Origin of the sequence: Ochrobactrum sp. AP1BH01-1, from assembly GCF_018066705.1 — a bacterium.
Classification (GTDB): domain Bacteria; phylum Pseudomonadota; class Alphaproteobacteria; order Rhizobiales; family Rhizobiaceae; genus Brucella.
On the sequence record NZ_JAGPOU010000003.1, the window covers coordinates 77,419 to 95,553 of the forward strand.

An 18,135-nucleotide genomic window follows, 5' to 3' on the forward strand; every position below is an offset into this window, starting at 1 on the left:
GCTATTCAAGGGCGCGGAAGATTACAAATCTGTAACAAACGTGTTATCGCGACGTGATTGGTTTCTTTCACGTGGACGGTTGTTTCTCCTGACACGGGAGCGGTTTCCTTTGCCGCAGCTTTCCTCTAATTCTACCTTATGAAAAAAGGCGATCATCTCTTTCTCGTTGACGGCTCGGGCTACATTTTCCGCGCCTATCATGCCCTGCCACCGCTGACCCGCAAGACGGACGGTCTGCCGGTCGGCGCCGTCTCGGGCTTCTGCAACATGTTGTGGAAGCTCCTGAAGGATGCGCGCAATACGGATGTGGGCGTGGTGCCGACCCATTTCGCGGTCATTTTCGACTATTCGTCGAAGACCTTCCGCAATGAGCTTTATCCCGATTACAAAGCCAATCGCACCGCGCCGCCGGAAGACCTGATCCCTCAGTTCGGCCTGATCCGCCAGGCAACACGCGCCTTCAACCTGCCCTGCATCGAGAAGGAAGGTTTCGAGGCCGACGACCTGATCGCGACCTATGCGCGACTGGCGGAAGAAGCAGGCGGCGATGTCACCATTGTTTCTTCCGACAAGGACCTCATGCAGCTCGTGACGCCAAGCGTGTCCATGTATGACAGCATGAAGGACAAGCAGATTTCGATCCCCGAAGTGATCGAAAAATGGGGCGTCCCGCCGGAAAAGATGATCGACCTTCAATCGCTGACCGGCGACAGCACCGACAATGTGCCGGGGATTCCCGGCATTGGCCCCAAGACGGCGGCGCAATTGCTGGAGGAATTCGGCGATCTCGACACGCTTCTGGCCCGAGCGTCGGAAATCAAGCAGAACAAACGCCGCGAGAATATTCTGGCCTTTGCCGACCAGACCAAGATCGCGCGCGAGCTTGTGACGCTGAAGAACGACGTGCCGCTGGACGTCGATCTGGACGGACTTGTGCTGGAGCCGCAGAACGGGCCGAAACTGATCGGCTTCCTCAAAGCCATGGAATTCACCTCGCTTATCCGCCGGGTGGCCGAGGCGACTGATACGGACGCTTCTTCGGTCGAGCCGAGCCATGTGGAAACCAACTGGGGTGCCGACGCATCGACGGCTGACCTTCACGGGCCGGACATGGATGTCCCGTCCAAGGCGGATGGCGAAGTGACGGTCGTGGCCGTGACGGCAACGGTGACCGTTTCCGCAACGGAAACCGGCTACAGACCGACAGCGCTTGCCGAAAAGCGTACGGAAGCGGCGCGTGCGCAAAAGATCGATACCGGCGCCTATACCTGCATTCGCGATATCGCCACATTGAAGCTTTGGCTTGCTGAAGCCGTGGAAACCGGCCTCCTGGCCTTCGACACGGAAACCACTTCGGTCGATCCGATGCAGGCGGAGCTGGTCGGGTTTTCGCTGGCGCTGGCGCCGGGCAAAGCCGCTTACATTCCGCTCCAGCACAAATCCGGTGCGGGTGATCTTCTGGGCGGCGGGATGGTCGAGGGGCAGATTCCGCTGGGCGAGGCACTGGCCGCCTTGAAGACGGTGCTTGAAGACGCTTCGGTCCTCAAGATCGCGCAGAACATGAAATATGACTGGCTGGTCATGCGACGCTATGGGATCAACACCGTGTCGTTCGACGATACGATGCTGATCTCCTATGTGCTGGACGCAGGCACCGGCAGCCACGGCATGGACCCGCTGTCCGAACGCTGGCTTGGTCACACGCCGATTGCCTATAAGGATGTGGCGGGCAGCGGCAAGAGTGCCGTTACATTCGACATGGTGGATATAGACCGTGCAACGGCCTATGCAGCGGAGGACGCCGATGTCACGCTGCGGCTTTGGCAGGTGTTGAAGCCGCGCCTTGCGGCGGAAGGGCTGATGTCGGTTTATGAACGTCTGGAGCGCCCGCTGATCGATGTGCTGGCGCGGATGGAGGAACGCGGCATTTCCGTTGACCGGCAGGTGCTTTCGCGTCTTTCCGGCGATCTGGCGCAGGCCGCCGCTGCCTATGAAGACGAGATTTACGAGCTTGCGGGCGAGAAATTCACCATCGGTTCGCCGAAGCAGCTTGGCGACATTCTCTTTGGCAAGATGGGCTTGCCCGGTGCATCCAAGACCAAGACCGGTCAGTGGTCGACCTCCGCGCAGGTGCTGGAAGACCTTGCCGCTGAAGGCCATCCGCTGCCGCGCAAGATCGTGGACTGGCGGCAGCTCACCAAGCTCAAATCCACCTATACCGATGCGCTGCCGGGTTTCATCAACACTGAAACCAAGCGCGTTCATACATGCTATGCGATGGCGTCCACATCGACGGGGCGCCTCTCCTCATCCGATCCGAACCTGCAGAACATTCCGGTGCGCACCGCCGAAGGACGCAAGATCAGGACCGCTTTCATCGCCGAACCCGGCAACAAGCTGATTTCGGCCGATTACAGCCAGATCGAATTGCGCGTTCTCGCGCATGTTGCTGATATTCCACAATTGAAACAGGCGTTTGCCGACGGCATCGACATTCACGCCATGACGGCATCCGAAATGTTCGGCGTGCCGGTGGAAGGCATGCCGTCGGAGGTGCGCCGCCGCGCCAAGGCGATCAATTTCGGCATCATCTACGGCATTTCCGCCTTCGGCCTGGCGAACCAGCTTTCCATCCCGCGCGAGGAAGCGGGGCAATATATCCGCACCTATTTCGAGCGCTTCCCCGGCATCAAGGATTATATGGAAGCGACCAAGGCATTCGCGCGTGAGCATGGCTATGTCGAAACCATTTTCGGCCGCCGTGCGCATTACCCGGATATCAGGGCGTCCAATCCGCAGATACGCGCCTTCAACGAGCGCGCCGCCATCAATGCGCCGATCCAAGGCTCTGCCGCCGATATTATCCGCCGCGCCATGATCCGCATGGAAGACGCATTGGCGCAGGAAAAGCTCGCTGCCCGCATGCTGTTGCAGGTGCACGACGAATTGATCTTCGAAGTGCCTGAAAACGAAGTCGAAAAAACCATTCCGGTGGTTCGTCACATTATGGAGAATGCGGCGATGCCTGCCGTCTCGCTTGCGGTGCCGCTGCATGTCGATGCGCGCGCAGCGCATAACTGGGATGAGGCGCATTGAGGTTTGGCCGGTTGACCTGAGCGGCCCAACCCTATAGGGAAGCATTAATTCTGTTGCTTCGGTGGTCGTCAGGGGAGTCGTGGACAAGTGGTTCGCGACCAATGGGTATACGGCTTGAGAAGCTTTTTTCGTGAAAGTGGTTCATGTCTTTGCCCGAAACCATCGCTCCGGCTCTGTCCGGAGCATTAGCCGCTCGCGGTTATAATACGCTCACCGCCGTCCAAAACGCTGTTCTGGCTCCTGAAACGCTCGATGTCGACCTTCTCGTTTCCGCCCAGACCGGATCGGGCAAGACAGTCGCATTCGGCCTTGCAATGGCCAACACCATCCTCGAAGACGAACTGCGTTTCGGCGATGCCGGCGCGCCGCTTGCCATGATCATCGCGCCAACGCGTGAACTGGCGCTTCAGGTTCGTCGCGAGCTGGAATGGCTCTATGCCGATACCGGCGCGCGCATCGCATCCTGCGTTGGCGGCATGGATATCCGCACCGAGCGTCGTGCGCTGGAACGTGGCGCCCATATCGTTGTCGGCACGCCCGGACGCCTGCGCGATCATATCACCCGCGATGCACTCGACATGTCGGAACTGCGTGCCGTCGTTCTCGACGAAGCCGACGAAATGCTCGACATGGGCTTTCGCGAGGATCTCGAATTCATCCTCGGCGAAGCGCCGGAAGACCGCCGCACGCTGATGTTCTCGGCGACCGTGCCTAAGCCGATTGCCCAGCTTGCCAAGCGCTTCCAGAACGACGCGCTGCGCATTACCGTCCAGAGCGAAACCAGCCAGCACGCCGACATCGACTATGTCGCCATGCCGGTGCCGCCGCATGAGCGCGACCACGCGATCATCAACACGCTGCTCTATTACGACAGCCAGAACTCGATCATTTTCTGCTCGACCCGCGAAGCAGTGAAGCATATGGCAAGCCGACTTTCCAATCGCGGCTTTGCCGTGGTTGCGTTGTCGGGCGAGCTGAGCCAGGCCGAACGCAACAACGCGCTTCAGGCCATGCGCGATGGCCGCGCCCGCGTCTGCGTTGCAACCGACGTTGCCGCGCGTGGCATCGATCTGCCGAACCTTGATCTGGTTATTCACGCCGATCTGCCCAACAATCCTGAAACGATGCTGCACCGTTCAGGCCGTACGGGCCGTGCCGGTCGCAAGGGCACCTGTGTGCTCGTCGTGCCATTCTCGCGCCGCCGTACCGCGGAACGTCTCCTGCATATGGCCAAGCTCGATGCGCAGACCATTTCCGCCCCAAGCATCGCTGCGGTTCAGGCCAAGACCAACGAGCGCATCTTGAATGCGGAAGTCTTCAACCAGCCGGTTGAAGAAGAATATCAGGATCTTCTGAAGGCGCTGACCGAGCGTTACACGCCGGAGCAGATCGCCGCCGCTTTCCTCAACCGCGAAGTTGCTTCCTATCCGGCAGCCGAAGAAGTTTCCGACGCGCCGGTGCATCCGGTTGGCGGCAAGAAGCCGCGCGAACGTTCCGACCGTGGTGATCGGGGCGACCGCTTTGAGCGCGGCGAACGCCGTGAACGTGGCGAGCCGGGCGAACGTTTTGACCGCAATGCATCGTTTGATGGCGTGTGGTTCTCGGTTTCCGCCGGCCGCAAGCATCGCGCCGATCCGAAGTGGCTGCTGCCGCTCATCTGCAAGGCGGGCGATGTGTCGAAGCGCGACGTCGGCTCGATCAAGATTTTCGACAATGAAACCCGCTTCGAAATCACAGCCTCGAAGGCTGATGAGTTCCGCCGTTCGGTCGAAGAACGCGGCACGGGCGAAAAGGGTCTCGTGATCCGCACTGCGGTTGCAGGTGCAGGCGGCGATGCTGCTCCGCGCGAAGGCAAGGGCGGTTTCAAGCCCCGTGGCGACAAGTTCAAGGAAGGCGGCTTCCGCGACGGCTACAAGAGCGATGGCTATAAAGGCGACCGCTCGAAGGGCGACAAGTGGGACAAGCCGCGTGATTTCTCCCGCGGAGACGACTTCAAGAAAGACGGCTTCAAAAAGGGTGGTAAAAAGCCCGAAGGCGGCGGTTACAGCAAGAAGCGCCGCGGCGAGTGATTGACCGGATGGAGCGTTTCTCCTGTTGTGAATTGAGAAACGCTCTGCCCGAATTATGCAATTGACGACTCAAAGTGTACCAAGCGTTCGGTTGAAGAAACCTGCTATTTCCGCATTGATCTTCTGGTGAAGCGCGAAGCGGTTGATCTTTGGATTGTCGATGCACAGTTCTGGTGCGGACTGCGTCAGTTGTGACGAGCAAGGGGCAAGAAATGTGAAATGCCCGGCGTTCGAAATAACCTCCAGTGCTGTTTTGGAGGCCAGCTCATGGGCAAGAGCAATTGCGTTGTCGGAAGGTGACAGTTCTTTGTCCTCGCTTCCAACGAATATAAGCGCTGGAACAGAGATTCGCTTCAAATCTTCCGGCGGGAATATGACGCTGAAAGGCGCAAGCAAGACCAGAGACCGAATGCGCGGATCAAGCGAAGGTGCAAGCTCAGGCCGGTCGTTTCTGATTTTTCCCTGTGCTTCGCACACATGCCGGTCATCAGGACGCTGGGTACAATAACTTTCAAGGCGAGAAAAAGTCGGTTTTGCTCCGGCGAGGATGAGCCCTGTAGTACCCCCTGCAGAGAATCCGATGAAACCAATTCGGTTCGAATCGACATGCGGAGCGAGCATCTCACTTTTGAGCGCAGCGTTCAAAACTGCCGTTATCTGCGCGGGCCTGCCATAAATACTACTGACAGCGCCGACTTGGCTTGTATCCCGAAAATTATCGCCCGGGTGTGTAACACTGATAACGATATTGCCTTTACGGGCAAGAACGGATGCAAGGTCGTGATGGCTCCACATGCTCCCGGCGCTACCATGCGAGATTACTATCACGGGATAGCGGCTTTCCCCGATTTTACCCAATTTGGATGCAGCAACTTGATAAGGGCCAATTGAGGTCTCCCCGGTCGGCAAGGAACTGGGAAAGAACGCAACAGCGTCCATTGGTCGTTGCGCAACCGGATCGGTCACATCAAGTTTCTCGACGCCAACTCCTTCGTTGCTTCCGGCCTTTACAGGTACCAAGGCAATAAGCAGTGCGCACGCAGTAAGCAGCAATTTCAAGTACGTCACGATTGTATCCTTGAAGATTGGTCTTAAGATATTAGTGTGTAGTATATATTTGAAAGGAAACTCCAATTCAGTTTGCATCATTCGAATTTAGTAGATTTAAATCATATTGGTAGAACAATTATAAATTGAATAAATTATCATTTGGTATGTTGCTATATAGTGGAGCCAAAAATTTTTGAAGTATATAATATAGTCATCAATAAATTGGCATATATTTGAATATGGTCTGGTGTTATTATTTCAAAATATATTGTTATTCTATTTGCGCTTTTCGGCAAGGTTGCATAGCCAATAGGGCGGTATGTATATGGCGATTTTGCCTACCGGATTTGAGGGGCGCCGTGGTTTCATTCGAACGCACCACGAATGCGCGGCGTTCTAAGGGAATGTGCTGTTGATGCGCCGGATCGCACTCCTTGCTTTCGCAATCAACCCCATTCTATGGGCGTCGTTCTATACCGTAGCCAAGCCGGGAATTGTCGAAACCGATCCGCTCCTGTTCTCAACCCTCGAACTGCTCTGGACGGTTCCGGTGGGTGTCCTCATCCTCGCCTGCCTGTTACGCCGTATCACGCTGCGCAATTTGCTGCGGGGCATGATCGCGGGGACGAGTCTTTATGCGGTGGTGTTGCTAAGTGCAGCAGCACTCTACCTGACCACCGCGACGGAAACCGCAATTTTTCCTGCCTTGAACGGACTATTGGCGGTTGCATTTGCATGGCTGTTTCTGGGGGGCGAGGCGGACAGGAAGACATGGCTTGTCGGTATCGTTGCAGCAATCGGTGTCTTGTCCGTCTTGCCAGCTTTTGGGAATCGATTTGCCGGCAACTTCATCGCTCTGCTGGGCGCCGTGGCCTATACCAGCTATATCTACGTTGCCGAGCGGGTAACGCGGGACAGTGATGCGGATGTATGGACCATTTTTGCATCCGAACTGCTGACCATGGCTGCTTATGGCAGCATTCTCGTGCTGGTTATCGGCAGCGGAAGGCTCCTGCTGAACCAAGCGCCGTCAATGTACTGGACCACGTGCTATGTCGGGATAGGGACGACGGTTATTCCCACGGCGATCTCGATCATCTTTCAGCGTTATGTGCCGCCGGTCACGACGGCTTTTCTCTACACCCTCGAGCCGATCTGGAGCGCAGCTCTCGCCGCCGGCGTCCTTGGGGAACATCTAAGCGTCCGCAGCTATCTCGGCGGACTGGCTATCCTGCTCAGCGCGGCGTTGCATAGTTTGCCGCTATCCAGCTTTCCACTCGTGTCGAGCAAGAAAGACAGTCAATAAGATCAAGGCAACGGTGCTCGACGCGCCGTTGCCTTCTTCATCAAACGTCCAGATTGGCAACGCTCAGCGCGTTTTCCTGGATGAATTCACGGCGCGGTTCTACTTCGTCACCCATCAGGCGCGAGAAGAGGGAATCCGCGTCGGTCGCATCCGTAACCTTGACTTGCAGCAGCGAACGCACGTTCGGATCGAGTGTGGTTTCCCAAAGCTGTTCGGCGTTCATTTCGCCCAGGCCTTTATAGCGCTGCAGGGTCAGACCCTTGCGACCCGTCGCGAAGATCGCATCGAGCAGGGCCATCGGGCCGGAAAGCGTCTCCGCCTTGTCCTTGCGGCGCAGCACGGGCGGTTCGGCAAAGACTTCCGACAGGCGTGCAGCCACACGGTCGATCTGGCGGGCATCGGCAGAACCGAGCAAGGCCATGTCGAGAATGGCAATGTCCTTCACGCCGCGCACCATGCGCTCGAAACGATAGCCGCCATCTTCCGTCACATGGGCCGTCCAGCCACGCTCGGTTTCTTCCGAAATCATGTCGAGACGCTTTGCAACAATATCGGCGGAACGTTGCGCGGTTGCATTGTCTTTCGAGGCATCCGGGTTGAGCAGGCCGGCAATCGCCGCCTGCTCCACCACGCGACGGTCATAGCGGGTGTGAAGACCGGACAGAAGCTGGCGCATGGTGCGCGCATCTTCCACCACCGAACGCAGGTCCGGCCCGGCGCGAACTTCGCCGCTGGCCATTTCAAGTGTGGCTTCCTCAAGACCGGTCTCGATGAGGAAATCCTCGAAAGCGGCTTCGTTCTTGATGTATTGCGAGGACTTGCCGCGTGACACCTTATAGAGCGGCGGCTGCGCGATATAGATATGGCCGCGCTCGATCAGTTCCGGCATCTGACGGAAGAAGAAGGTCAACAGCAATGTGCGAATATGCGCGCCATCGACGTCAGCGTCGGTCATGATGATGATCTTGTGATAGCGCAGCTTGTCCGGGTTGAAGCCGTGCGTTTCATCCTTGCCGATCGACGTGCCGAGCGCGGTAATCAGCGTGCCGACCTGATCAGAAGAGATCATGCGGTCGAAGCGGACGCGCTCCACATTGAGGATCTTGCCGCGCAGCGGCAGGATGGCCTGGTTCTGGCGGGAACGGCCGCTCTTGGCGGAACCGCCTGCCGAGTCACCCTCGACGATGAAGATTTCGGACTTGGCCGGATCGCGTTCCTGACAGTCGGCAAGCTTGCCGGGCAGCGACGTCACGCTCAGATTGCTCTTGCGGGTGATGTCACGTGCCTTGCGAGCGGCTTCACGGGCAGCGGCTGCCTGAATGACCTTCTCGACCACGACCTTGCCGCCAGCCGGATGTTCTTCCAGCCAAGTCGAAAGCGCTTCATTGACGAGGCTTTCCACGACCGGGCGAACTTCCGAGGAAACGAGTTTATCCTTGGTTTGCGATGAGAACTTCGGGTCGGGCACTTTCACCGAAAGAACGGCGGTGAGTCCTTCGCGGCAGTCATCGCCGGTGAGCGTCACCTTTTCCTTCTTGGTCATGCCCGAAGCGTCGGCATAGCCCGTCACCTGACGGGTCAGCGCGCCGCGGAAACCGGCCAGGTGGGTGCCGCCATCGCGCTGCGGAATGTTGTTGGTGAAGCACAGTACCTTTTCGTGGTAGGAATCGTTCCACCACATGGCGACTTCAACGGTCATGCCGTCTTTTTCGCTGCGGATATAGATCGGCTCTTCCAGAAGCGATTTCTTGCTCTGGTCGATATACTTCACGAATTCCACAAGACCGCCGTCATAGTGCAGCTCATGCTCCACCACGTCGGCATGGCGGCGGTCGGCGAGCTTGATGCGCACGCCGGAATTGAGGAAGGCGAGCTCGCGCAGGCGGCGTTCCAGCGTGTCGAAGTCGAACTCGACCATGGAGAAGGTTTCAGGCGAAGGCAGGAAGCTTACTTCCGTACCGGTTTCACCACCTGCATCGCCTGTCACCACGAGCGGAGCATCGGCAACACCGTGCGTAAAGCTCATCTCATGAATCTTGCCGGCGCGGCGAATCTTCAGTTTCAGCCAGATCGACAGCGCGTTGACCACCGACACGCCAACACCGTGCAGACCACCGGAAACCTTGTAGGAATTCTGGTCGAACTTGCCACCGGCATGGAGCTGGGTCATGATGACCTCGGCCGCCGAAACGCCTTCTTCCTTGTGGATGTCGGTGGGGATGCCGCGACCGTTATCGGTCACGGTGCAGGACCCATCGGCATTCAGGGTGACGGTGACAAGCGTGGCGTGTCCCGCCAGCGCTTCATCGATTGCATTGTCCACGACCTCGTAGACCATATGATGCAGGCCGGAGCCGTCATCCGTGTCACCGATATACATGCCGGGACGCTTGCGAACCGCATCCAGACCTTTCAGAACACGAATGGAATCCGCGCCATACTCGGCGGGGGCTTCGGAATTCATCTCGGGCATCTCGCTCATGAAAATCTTTCGAAAAACGCGCTGCGAATGCAGCTTCAAAGATATGTCGAATCACGCGACAAACATGGCTTTAATATAGGTGCTAACGGCGTTTTTTCCAAATTTTGGCAGTAAATTTGCCGGGGATTCCGGCAGCCTGTCCGTATGAGGGCGATCCGGGCGCTGCACGGCTTCTGGAACCGCCACAATTGACGCTTATATCCGGTTTGACGGGGGCGTTCTTGTTTTATGACGAAAGGAACGCTTGATGGAAATTACGGACGTCATGAGCGACAGACCTGGACCATTCGTGCCGCCTGCGCCGCGCCCCCGCGAAAAGCCGGTGGGGCGTTTCGAGATGATGCGGGTTGTCTACAAGAACCCGCTCGAGCTTTGGGGCGAGCCTTCCTATAACGAGCGCTGGATTTCCGTCAGCTGGTTCGGCATGAAAACCATCATCGCCAACGATCCGGGCTTGATCCGGCATGTGCTGGTCGACAATGCCGCCAACTATCCCATGTCTGCCATCCGCCAGCGCGTGCTGCGCCCCTTGTTGCGCGACGGTCTTTTGACGGCGGAGGGCCAGGTGTGGAAACGGTCGCGAAAAGCCATGGCGCCGGTTTTCACGCCGCGTCATATCGGCGGTTTTGCCGAGACCATGCGCGACCGGTCTCGCCAGTTCGTCGAGCGATACAGGACGCCCGGCACGATCACCGATGTCGCGCATGACATGACGTTGCTTACCTACGATATTCTCGCCGAAACACTGTTTTCCGGCGAGATCGCGGGTGATCCAAACGATTTTGCTCATCAGATCGACAGGCTTTTCGAGACCATGGGGCGGGTCGATCCGTTCGATCTTCTGGGGTTGCCCGACTGGCTGCCGCGCTTCACGCGGTTGCGCGGACAGCAATCGCTGGGTTTCTTCCGCGAACTGGTCTCAAACACCATCGCGCTCCGCAAAGCCCGCATGGACAAGGGTGAAGATGTGCCGAGCGACTTCCTTACCCTGCTTTTGCGGGCTGAAGGGCCGGAGGGACTAGGCCGCTCCGAGATCGAGGACAACATTATCACCTTCATTGGCGCTGGCCACGAGACGACCGCCCGCGCACTCGGCTGGACGCTCTATCTGCTCGCCAAGGCACCGCGCGAGCGTGAACGTATCGAAGCAGAGATCGATGATTTCTTCGCAAAGGGCGGGCGCGATCTGCCGCCGCAGGAATGGCTGGCGTCGCTGCCTTTCACGCGTGCGGCCTTTGAGGAGGCAATGCGGCTTTATCCGCCAGCACCTTCGATCAACCGCGAGGCTGCAACCGACGACACATATGACGACCTGAGGATTCCCAAGGGCGCGACTGTGCTGGTCATGCCGTGGGTCATCCATCGTCACCGGCTCTATTGGGATCGGCCGGATGCTTTCATGCCGGAACGTTTCTGGCCCGAAAACCGCGAGAAACTGGACCGTTTTCAGTACTTGCCATTTGGTGCAGGCCCGCGCGTCTGCATCGGCGCGAGCTTTGCCTTGCAGGAAGCGGTTATCGCTCTGGCCATACTGCTTGATGGCCGTCGTTTCGAGGTGCTGGAAACGACGAGGCCGTGGCCGGTGCAGAAACTCACCACCCAGCCGCAAGGCGGTCTGCCGATGAAAGTGGTGAGGCGTTGACTATCGCTTCAAACGCTCCGCATGCCAGCGGAGATGATCGCCCATGAAGGTCGAGATGAAAAAATAGGAATGGTCATAACCTTCGCGCATGTTGAGCTTGAGGGGAATGCCAGCCTTCTTGCAGGCTTCTTCCAGCAACCACGGGCGCAAGCCTTCGTCGAGAAAGCCGTCGGCAGTGCCCTGATCGACCAGAAATTCCGGGAACTTGTAGCCGTCCTCGATCAGAAGCGTCGCATCATAAGCGCGCCATGCCCGCTCTTCCGGTCCGAGAAATTTTTCCAGCGCCGGTTTCGACCAACCGGCAGTCGAGGGCTGCACGATGGGCGCGAAAGCCGATGCTGATTTGAACCGGTCCGGGTTTTTCAACGCAAGGGTCAGCGCGCCATGACCGCCCATGGAGTGGCCGGTGATTGCCTGCCGCGTCATGTCGAGCGGGAATTCTCGTCCCACCAGATCGGTTAGCTCTCCGGTTATGTAGCTGTACATCTGATAATTATGGGCGAAGGGTTCCTGGGTCGCATCGAGATAAAAGCCTGCGCCCTTGCCGAATTGCCAGTTATCCGGTTCGTCTGGAACGTCATCGCCACGCGGACTTGTATCTGGGCAAATGACGGCAATTCCGAGTTCTGCGGCCAATTGCCGATATTCGCCCTTGTCCATCACGTTTTGATGGGTGCAGGTCAGACCGGAGAGATACCAGAGCACCGGCACGGGGCCGTGTTCAGCCTGTGGCGGCAGAAAGACGGCAAAGGTCATGTCGCACTGGCAGGTCTCGCTTTTATGGCGATAGACACCCTGCGTTCCACCAAAACTCTTTGCGGTCGAGATCGTTTCCAGTGTCGTTGTCATAAGAGTTCCAGTTCCTGATTTTGCGCGCGGATCGGGCCGCTTCAGCTGCCGAGCGCGACGGCGGCATTGACTGCCGCCGCGACGAGAATGGTGTTGAAGAAATAGGATACCACGCTGTGCATCAGTGTCAGCCGCCGCATGGCGGTGGTGGTGACGCCGGTATCGGACGTTTGCGCGGTCATGCCGATGACATAGGCGAAATAGGCGAAGTCCCAGCCTGACGGTTCCGGCGTGCCGGGAAAGTCGAAACCGCCCCGATGCCGGCTGGCGTGGCCGTTGTCATCGCCGGCGGATTCCTGCGGCTGCCAAAAGGCATGGGCATAGTGAATGGCGGTCATCATGTGAATGGTCGCCCAGCCGAGCGGCACCGATGCGAGCGTCGCCACCAGCGCCAATGCATCTGCCTTCGGTTGCCGGTTGAGCAGGATGAACAGCGAGGCCACCGCGACGATGACGGTTGCGAACGTCACCAGAAAGATGATCCAGACCGGCTCATCGGCGCTCGCCGCGTGCTTCTTCAAGAAGGCTGGCGTGAGCTTCGGAATGGCCGCAAATGCCAGCACCAGATAAAGCACGAAGAACGTGTCCGCTCCGATTACCGGTGCAAGCGGACTGTCGAACAGCCAGGCGATGATAAAGGCCCCTGCGCCGCCGAGGGCGCCAAGATAGAACGACATATGGCGGCGAAGCAGAAACATCAGACAACGGTTTCCCTTGGTTCCAAACGCATATCCACGTGCGGAATGCCATCTTCGAGATATTCTTCGGAAATCGCCAAGAAGCCGAACGAGCCATAGAATTTCTGCAAATGACTTTGTCCGCCAAGCTCGATGGCCGTACCCGGAAAACGGGCATGCGCAAATTCGATGGCCTCTTTCATCAGGCGCTGGCCGAGCTTGTAGCCGCGATAATCCGGCGCCACGACGACACGTCCGATTTTCACCGGTTTTCCATCCTGTTCCGGCGGCAGAACCCGCAGGCTCGCTGCAAGCTCCTCGCCATCGAGAATGCGCAGGTGAAACGCCTCGAAGTCCTTGCCATCAATCTCCGGATAGGGACATTTCTGTTCGACCACAAAGACGTCCACGCGCAGCTTCAGCATTGCATAAAGTGCGCGCGGGGTCAGCTTGTCGATTTCATCCCACTGGGAAATGAGAGGTTTTTCAATCATCAGTAGACAATCACCGAACGGATGGACTTGCCTTCGTGCATGAGATCGAAGGCGGTATTGATTTCATCGAGCGGCATTGTGTGGGTGATGAGATCGTCGATATTGATCTTACCTTCCATGTACCAGTCCACAATCTTCGGCACGTCGGTGCGACCGCGTGCGCCGCCAAATGCCGTACCTTTCCATACACGTCCGGTAACGAGCTGGAAGGGGCGCGTGGCGATTTCCTTGCCAGCTTCGGCTACACCGATGATGATCGATTCACCCCAGCCGCGATGGCAGCATTCCAGTGCCTGCCGCATGACATCGGTATTGCCGGTGGCGTCGAAGGAGTAGTCCGCGCCGCCATCGGTCAGGTCCTGAATGGCCTGCACCACCTTGTCATTGCCGATCTCGCGCGGGTTGATGAAATCGGTCATGCCGAACTTCTTCGCCATTTCGACCTTGGCCGGATTGATATCGACGCCGATGATCTTGTCGGCGCCAACCATGCGCGCACCCTGAATGACATTGAGGCCGATGCCGCCAAGCCCGAACACCACGACATTGGAACCCGGACGGACTTTTGCCGTGTAGATCACGGCACCGATGCCCGTCGTCACACCACAGCCGATATAGCAGATCTTGTCGAATGGCGCGTCTTCACGCACCTTGGCGACGGCGATTTCCGGCAGAACGGTAAAGTTCGAGAAGGTCGAGCAGCCCATATAATGGAATACTTCGCCGCCATCGCAGGAGAAACGCGTGGTCTTGTCGGGCATAAGGCCCTGACCTTGCGTGGCGCGGATCGAGGTGCAGAGGTTGGAGCGCTGCGACAGGCAGGTTTTGCACTGGCGGCATTCGGGCGTGTAAAGCGGAATGACATGGTCGCCCGGCTTGACGGAGGTTACGCCTGCGCCCACTTCGCGCACAATGCCCGCACCTTCATGGCCGAGAATGGCCGGGAACTTGCCTTCGGAATCGAGGCCCGAAAGCGTGTAAGCATCGGTATGGCACACGCCGGTCGCCATGATTTCGACCAGCACTTCACCAGCCCGCGGCCCGCCGATTTCGACGGTTTCGATGGTGAGCGGCTTTTTTGCTTCCCAGGCAACGGCTGCACGTGACTTCATGGCGATGTTTCCCTTCCAGTTATGTGTTGCGCGCCTATTTCAGATAGGTGCGCAAAATCCGCATGATTTCGTCGATTTGCGTATCGGGGTCCGCTTTGGTTTCCTGCGCGAATGTCTCGCGAAAATGGCTTTCCAGTACTTCCGCCATCAACCCGTTGGCCGCGCCGCGCAAGGCCGCGATCTGCTGCAACAATGCTGCGCATTCCGTGCCAGCCTCCACCGCGCGCTCCAGCGCTTCGGCCTGTCCGCGAATGCGGCGCAGGCGCGTCAGCGCGCGCTTCTTATCTTCCGGTGAATGCGGCATGGAATCTCCCGATTTCAGCGAAATTTATATACTCTGGGGGAGTATGTCAATTGTCGACTGTGAGTCGCAGGTGGAGCAGCGGATAGGGGCGTCCCTGATCGTCTGTCTCCGAGCGTCCGGTTTCGACAAAGCCCATATGCCGGTAAAAGCCGACGCCTTGCAGGTTCTGCTCGTTCACATCGACCGTCAGCGGACTGCCGAACGCTTTTGCATGGGCTATCATGCGCTTGCCGATGCCTTTGCCGCGCTGGTCGGGCGCGAGGAACAGGCTGTCGATATGGCGCTCGCTCATGCCCATGAAGCCGACCGGCTTGCCGGAATCTTCAATAAGCCAGACCTCGACATTGGGCAGATATTGCTCGGCAACGAGCTTCTCGATTTCCAGGAAATCATCGCGGCTCAGGAAGTCATGCGTGGCGAGAACGCTGGCTCGCCAGATTTCGGTCAATGCAGGCGCATCTTCACTGCTCGATTTTCGAATATGGATCATATGCGCTCCTTGTGTGATAAGCACGAAAGCGGAAAGCCTTATCTCACGGAAACTACTTTGACGAGCCTGCCCGATCTTCCTGTGACACAGATTCTGCCTCAACTGGATGAGGCATTGGCGCATTATGCGAGTGCGGTCCTCGTCGCGCCGCCCGGTGCAGGCAAGACGACACTTGTGCCGATCCATCTTTTACAGGCGGGCTGGCGCAAGGACGGCATGATCGTGCTGCTTGAGCCACGCCGTGTGGCAGCGCGCGCTGCCGCTCGCCGCATGGCGCAGCTTCTGGGTGAGGAGCCGGGCGAAACCGTCGGCTATCGGATGCGCCTTGAAAGCAGGGTATCAGGTAAAACCAGAATCCTTGTCGTCACCGAGGGCGTGTTTGCGCGCATGATCCTCGACGATCCAGACCTCAAGGGCGTTGCCGCAGTGCTGTTCGATGAGTTCCATGAACGCAGTCTCGATGCGGATTTCGGTTTGGCGCTGGCGCTCGATGTGCAGGCAGCACTGCGCGACGATCTTAAAATCCTCGTCATGTCTGCGACGCTTGACGGTGCGCGTGTTGCTTCGCTTCTTGGCGACGCGCCGGTGATTGAAAGTGAGGGGCGCGCTTATCCTGTCGATATCCGCTATCGCGACCGCAAAGCGGAGGAACGGATCGAAGACGCGATGGTGCGTGCTATCCGTGATGCATTGGCCGACGAGACCGGCAGCGTTCTGGCTTTTTTGCCGGGGCAGGGTGAGATTGAGCGCACGGCTGGCATTCTGGAAAAGTTCCTGCCTGCCAATATCATTCTGGCTCCCCTTTTTGGCGCGATGGAAGGTGGTGCACAGGATGCGGCGATCAAGCCTGCCCCGGCGGGTCATCGCAAGGTTGTTCTGGCGACCTCCATTGCCGAAACCTCCATCACGATTGATGGCGTGCGCGTGGTGATCGATAGCGGGTTTGCACGCCAGCCGAAATATGAACCGGCCACGGGCCTGACCCGCCTTGAAACCGTTCGGACTTCGCGCGCAAGTGCTGATCAGCGTGCGGGCCGTGCCGGGCGAACCGAACCCGGTGTCGCCATTCGCCTCTGGCATCAGGGACAGACGGCGTCGCTCCCCGCTTTTTCTCCGCCGGAAATTCTGGAAGCTGACCTGTCCGGTCTCGTACTCGATGCCGCCGCATGGGGTGTGGCCGATCCGGCAACGCTTAGTTTTCTCGATGTTCCGCCGAAGCCTGCGCTGAAGGAGGCAAAAGCATTGCTTAGCCGGCTCGGTGCGCTGGATGAGGCCGGACGATTGACACCCGATGGCGAAGCAATGCGCTCTTTGGCCCTGCCTGCACGTCTGGCGCATATGGTGGCGGAAGCCGGCAAGCGCGGCGAGGCGCAGAAGGCAGCCGAACTCGCGGTGTTGCTGACCGAACGTGGCTTAGGCGGCAATGAAACCGACCTCGATGCCCGCATGTCGCGATTCCGCAACGATCGTTCCGACCGTGCGCAGCGCGCAAAAGGATTGGCAAGGCGGCTTGCCGCAAATGTCCCAAACAAGGGCGAAGCGGCAGGCTCGAGCGTCGGCCGGATGCTGATTGATGCCTATCCGGATCGCATAGCAAAGGCTCGCGGGCAGACGGGGCAATTTCTGCTCGCCAATGGGCGCGGCGGTGAAGTCGATCCCGGCATAAGCCTCAGCCGCGCACCATGGCTGGTGGTTGCCGATATGTCGGGCAAGGCGGGCAGGGCGCGTGTTCTTTCTGCCGCGGAAGTCTCGGAAACAGAAATCCGTGCCGCCCTTGGTGACAGGATCGAAAGCGGCAGACAAGTGGTCTACGACCCGGAAAAGAATGCCTTGCGGGCGCGTGAAGCTGTGCGCATCGGCGCGATAGCGCTCTCTGAAAAGCCGCTTGCCGCCCCGTCGGGCAGTGTTGCCGATGAAGGCGTCATTGCCGCCGTGCGTGATCACGGACTTGATATTCTGCCATGGGGCAAGGAGGCCGCTATTCTGCGCCGTCGCCTCGGCTGGCTTCATCGCGGACTTGGCGACCCATGGCCGTCAATGGAGGATGAATACCTTTTGGAGAAACTGGAGGACTGGCTGCTCCCGTTTCTGACGGGTGAAGCGCAGCTCGACCGCATTCCCGGCCATGTCTTGAAAAACGGCCTGATAAGCCTCGTTCCCTTTGACCTCCAGCGCAGTGTCGACCAGCTTGCGCCGACGCATTTTGAAGTGCCGACCGGATCGAATATTCCGATCCGTTACGATGCCGAAGAGCCGGTGATCGCGGTACGCGTGCAGGAACTGTTTGGATTAGGCGTGCATCCGGCGATCGCCAACGACAAGGTGCCGCTCTTGCTGGAGCTTCTTTCTCCCGCTCATCGCCCGATCCAGATTACCCGCGATCTTCCCGGCTTCTGGAAGGGATCATGGGCGGATGTGCGCTCCGATATGCGCGGACGTTATCCCAAACATGTCTGGCCGGAAGATCCGGTCAATGCGGAAGCGACGCGCCGCGCCAAGCCGCGTGGAACCTGAGATTTTGGCTCTGACGGCCTGCAAGTGGCTACTCTTCTGCGCTCCCGCTG

13 protein-coding genes are annotated in these 18,135 nt (G+C 58.4%); 5 read left to right on the plus strand and 8 right to left on the minus strand.

Features of this window, described 5'->3' with window-relative positions; translation table 11 throughout:
* Positions 1-138 precede the first annotated feature (138 nt).
* Both polA and J9800_RS11035 read left to right on the plus strand, forming a co-directional pair.
* Positions 139-3,096: a DNA polymerase I gene (polA, locus tag J9800_RS11030; RefSeq protein ID WP_210845714.1), complete on the plus strand. Its 2,958-nt coding sequence runs from the start codon at positions 139-141 to the stop codon at positions 3,094-3,096.
* Positions 3,097-3,239: 143 nt separating this feature from the next.
* Positions 3,240-5,165 carry a DEAD/DEAH box helicase gene (locus tag J9800_RS11035; protein WP_112592268.1) on the plus strand — a complete coding sequence of 642 codons (1,926 nt, stop codon included), beginning with the start codon at positions 3,240-3,242 and terminating at the stop codon, positions 5,163-5,165.
* A gap of 69 nt (positions 5,166-5,234) precedes the next feature.
* On the opposite strand, the gene J9800_RS11040 is transcribed toward J9800_RS11035, so the two are convergent.
* The gene (locus J9800_RS11040; protein WP_162792607.1) at positions 5,235-6,233 is read right to left on the minus strand and encodes an alpha/beta hydrolase family protein; all 999 of its coding nucleotides are present in this window, start codon (positions 6,231-6,233) and stop codon (positions 5,235-5,237) included.
* A 397-nt stretch (positions 6,234-6,630) separates the two neighbouring features.
* On the opposite strand from J9800_RS11040, the gene J9800_RS11045 reads away from it, so the two are divergent.
* Positions 6,631-7,521: a DMT family transporter gene (locus J9800_RS11045; protein WP_114214307.1), complete on the plus strand. Its 891-nt coding sequence runs from the start codon at positions 6,631-6,633 to the stop codon at positions 7,519-7,521.
* Positions 7,522-7,561: 40 nt separating this feature from the next.
* On the opposite strand, the gene gyrB is transcribed toward J9800_RS11045, so the two are convergent.
* On the minus strand, positions 7,562-10,003 hold the full coding sequence (gene gyrB / locus J9800_RS11050; protein WP_210845718.1) for a DNA topoisomerase (ATP-hydrolyzing) subunit B: 2,442 nt from the start codon (positions 10,001-10,003) through the stop codon (positions 7,562-7,564).
* A gap of 265 nt (positions 10,004-10,268) precedes the next feature.
* Here gyrB and J9800_RS11055 point away from each other — a divergent pair, with 265 nt between their 5' ends.
* Entirely contained in the window at positions 10,269-11,645 is a 1,377-nt protein-coding gene (locus J9800_RS11055) for a cytochrome P450 (RefSeq protein WP_114214632.1), read from the plus strand.
* Here the strand turns inward: J9800_RS11055 and fghA are convergent, their stop codons facing one another.
* Genes fghA through J9800_RS11085 form a run of 6 tightly spaced genes read right to left on the minus strand, consistent with a single transcriptional unit; the run spans position 11,646 to position 15,571 of the window.
* A complete protein-coding gene (fghA, locus tag J9800_RS11060) occupies positions 11,646-12,482 on the minus strand; it encodes an S-formylglutathione hydrolase (RefSeq protein ID WP_114214631.1) in 837 nt (278 codons plus the stop codon). It lies immediately after the preceding gene.
* A gap of 53 nt (positions 12,483-12,535) precedes the next feature.
* Positions 12,536-13,192, minus strand: coding sequence for a DUF1345 domain-containing protein (locus tag J9800_RS11065; RefSeq protein ID WP_114214306.1), 657 nt, complete (start codon positions 13,190-13,192; stop codon positions 12,536-12,538).
* On the minus strand, positions 13,192-13,665 hold the full coding sequence (locus tag J9800_RS11070; RefSeq protein ID WP_114214305.1) for a GNAT family N-acetyltransferase: 474 nt from the start codon (positions 13,663-13,665) through the stop codon (positions 13,192-13,194). Before J9800_RS11070 ends, J9800_RS11065 begins: the two co-directional genes overlap by 1 nt.
* Complete coding sequence (locus J9800_RS11075) at positions 13,665-14,777, minus strand: S-(hydroxymethyl)glutathione dehydrogenase/class III alcohol dehydrogenase (protein WP_104757119.1); 1,113 nt, start codon at positions 14,775-14,777, stop codon at positions 13,665-13,667. Before J9800_RS11075 ends, J9800_RS11070 begins: the two co-directional genes overlap by 1 nt.
* 34 nt (positions 14,778-14,811) lie before the next feature.
* Complete coding sequence (locus tag J9800_RS11080) at positions 14,812-15,081, minus strand: metal/formaldehyde-sensitive transcriptional repressor (RefSeq protein ID WP_114214304.1); 270 nt, start codon at positions 15,079-15,081, stop codon at positions 14,812-14,814.
* A gap of 46 nt (positions 15,082-15,127) precedes the next feature.
* The gene (locus J9800_RS11085) at positions 15,128-15,571 is read right to left on the minus strand and encodes an acetyltransferase (RefSeq protein ID WP_114214303.1); all 444 of its coding nucleotides are present in this window, start codon (positions 15,569-15,571) and stop codon (positions 15,128-15,130) included.
* Between the two features lie 57 nt (positions 15,572-15,628).
* Between J9800_RS11085 and hrpB the strand changes: the two genes are divergently transcribed.
* A complete protein-coding gene (hrpB, locus tag J9800_RS11090; protein ID WP_114214302.1) occupies positions 15,629-18,085 on the plus strand; it encodes an ATP-dependent helicase HrpB in 2,457 nt (818 codons plus the stop codon).
* Positions 18,086-18,135: the final 50 nt, after the last annotated feature.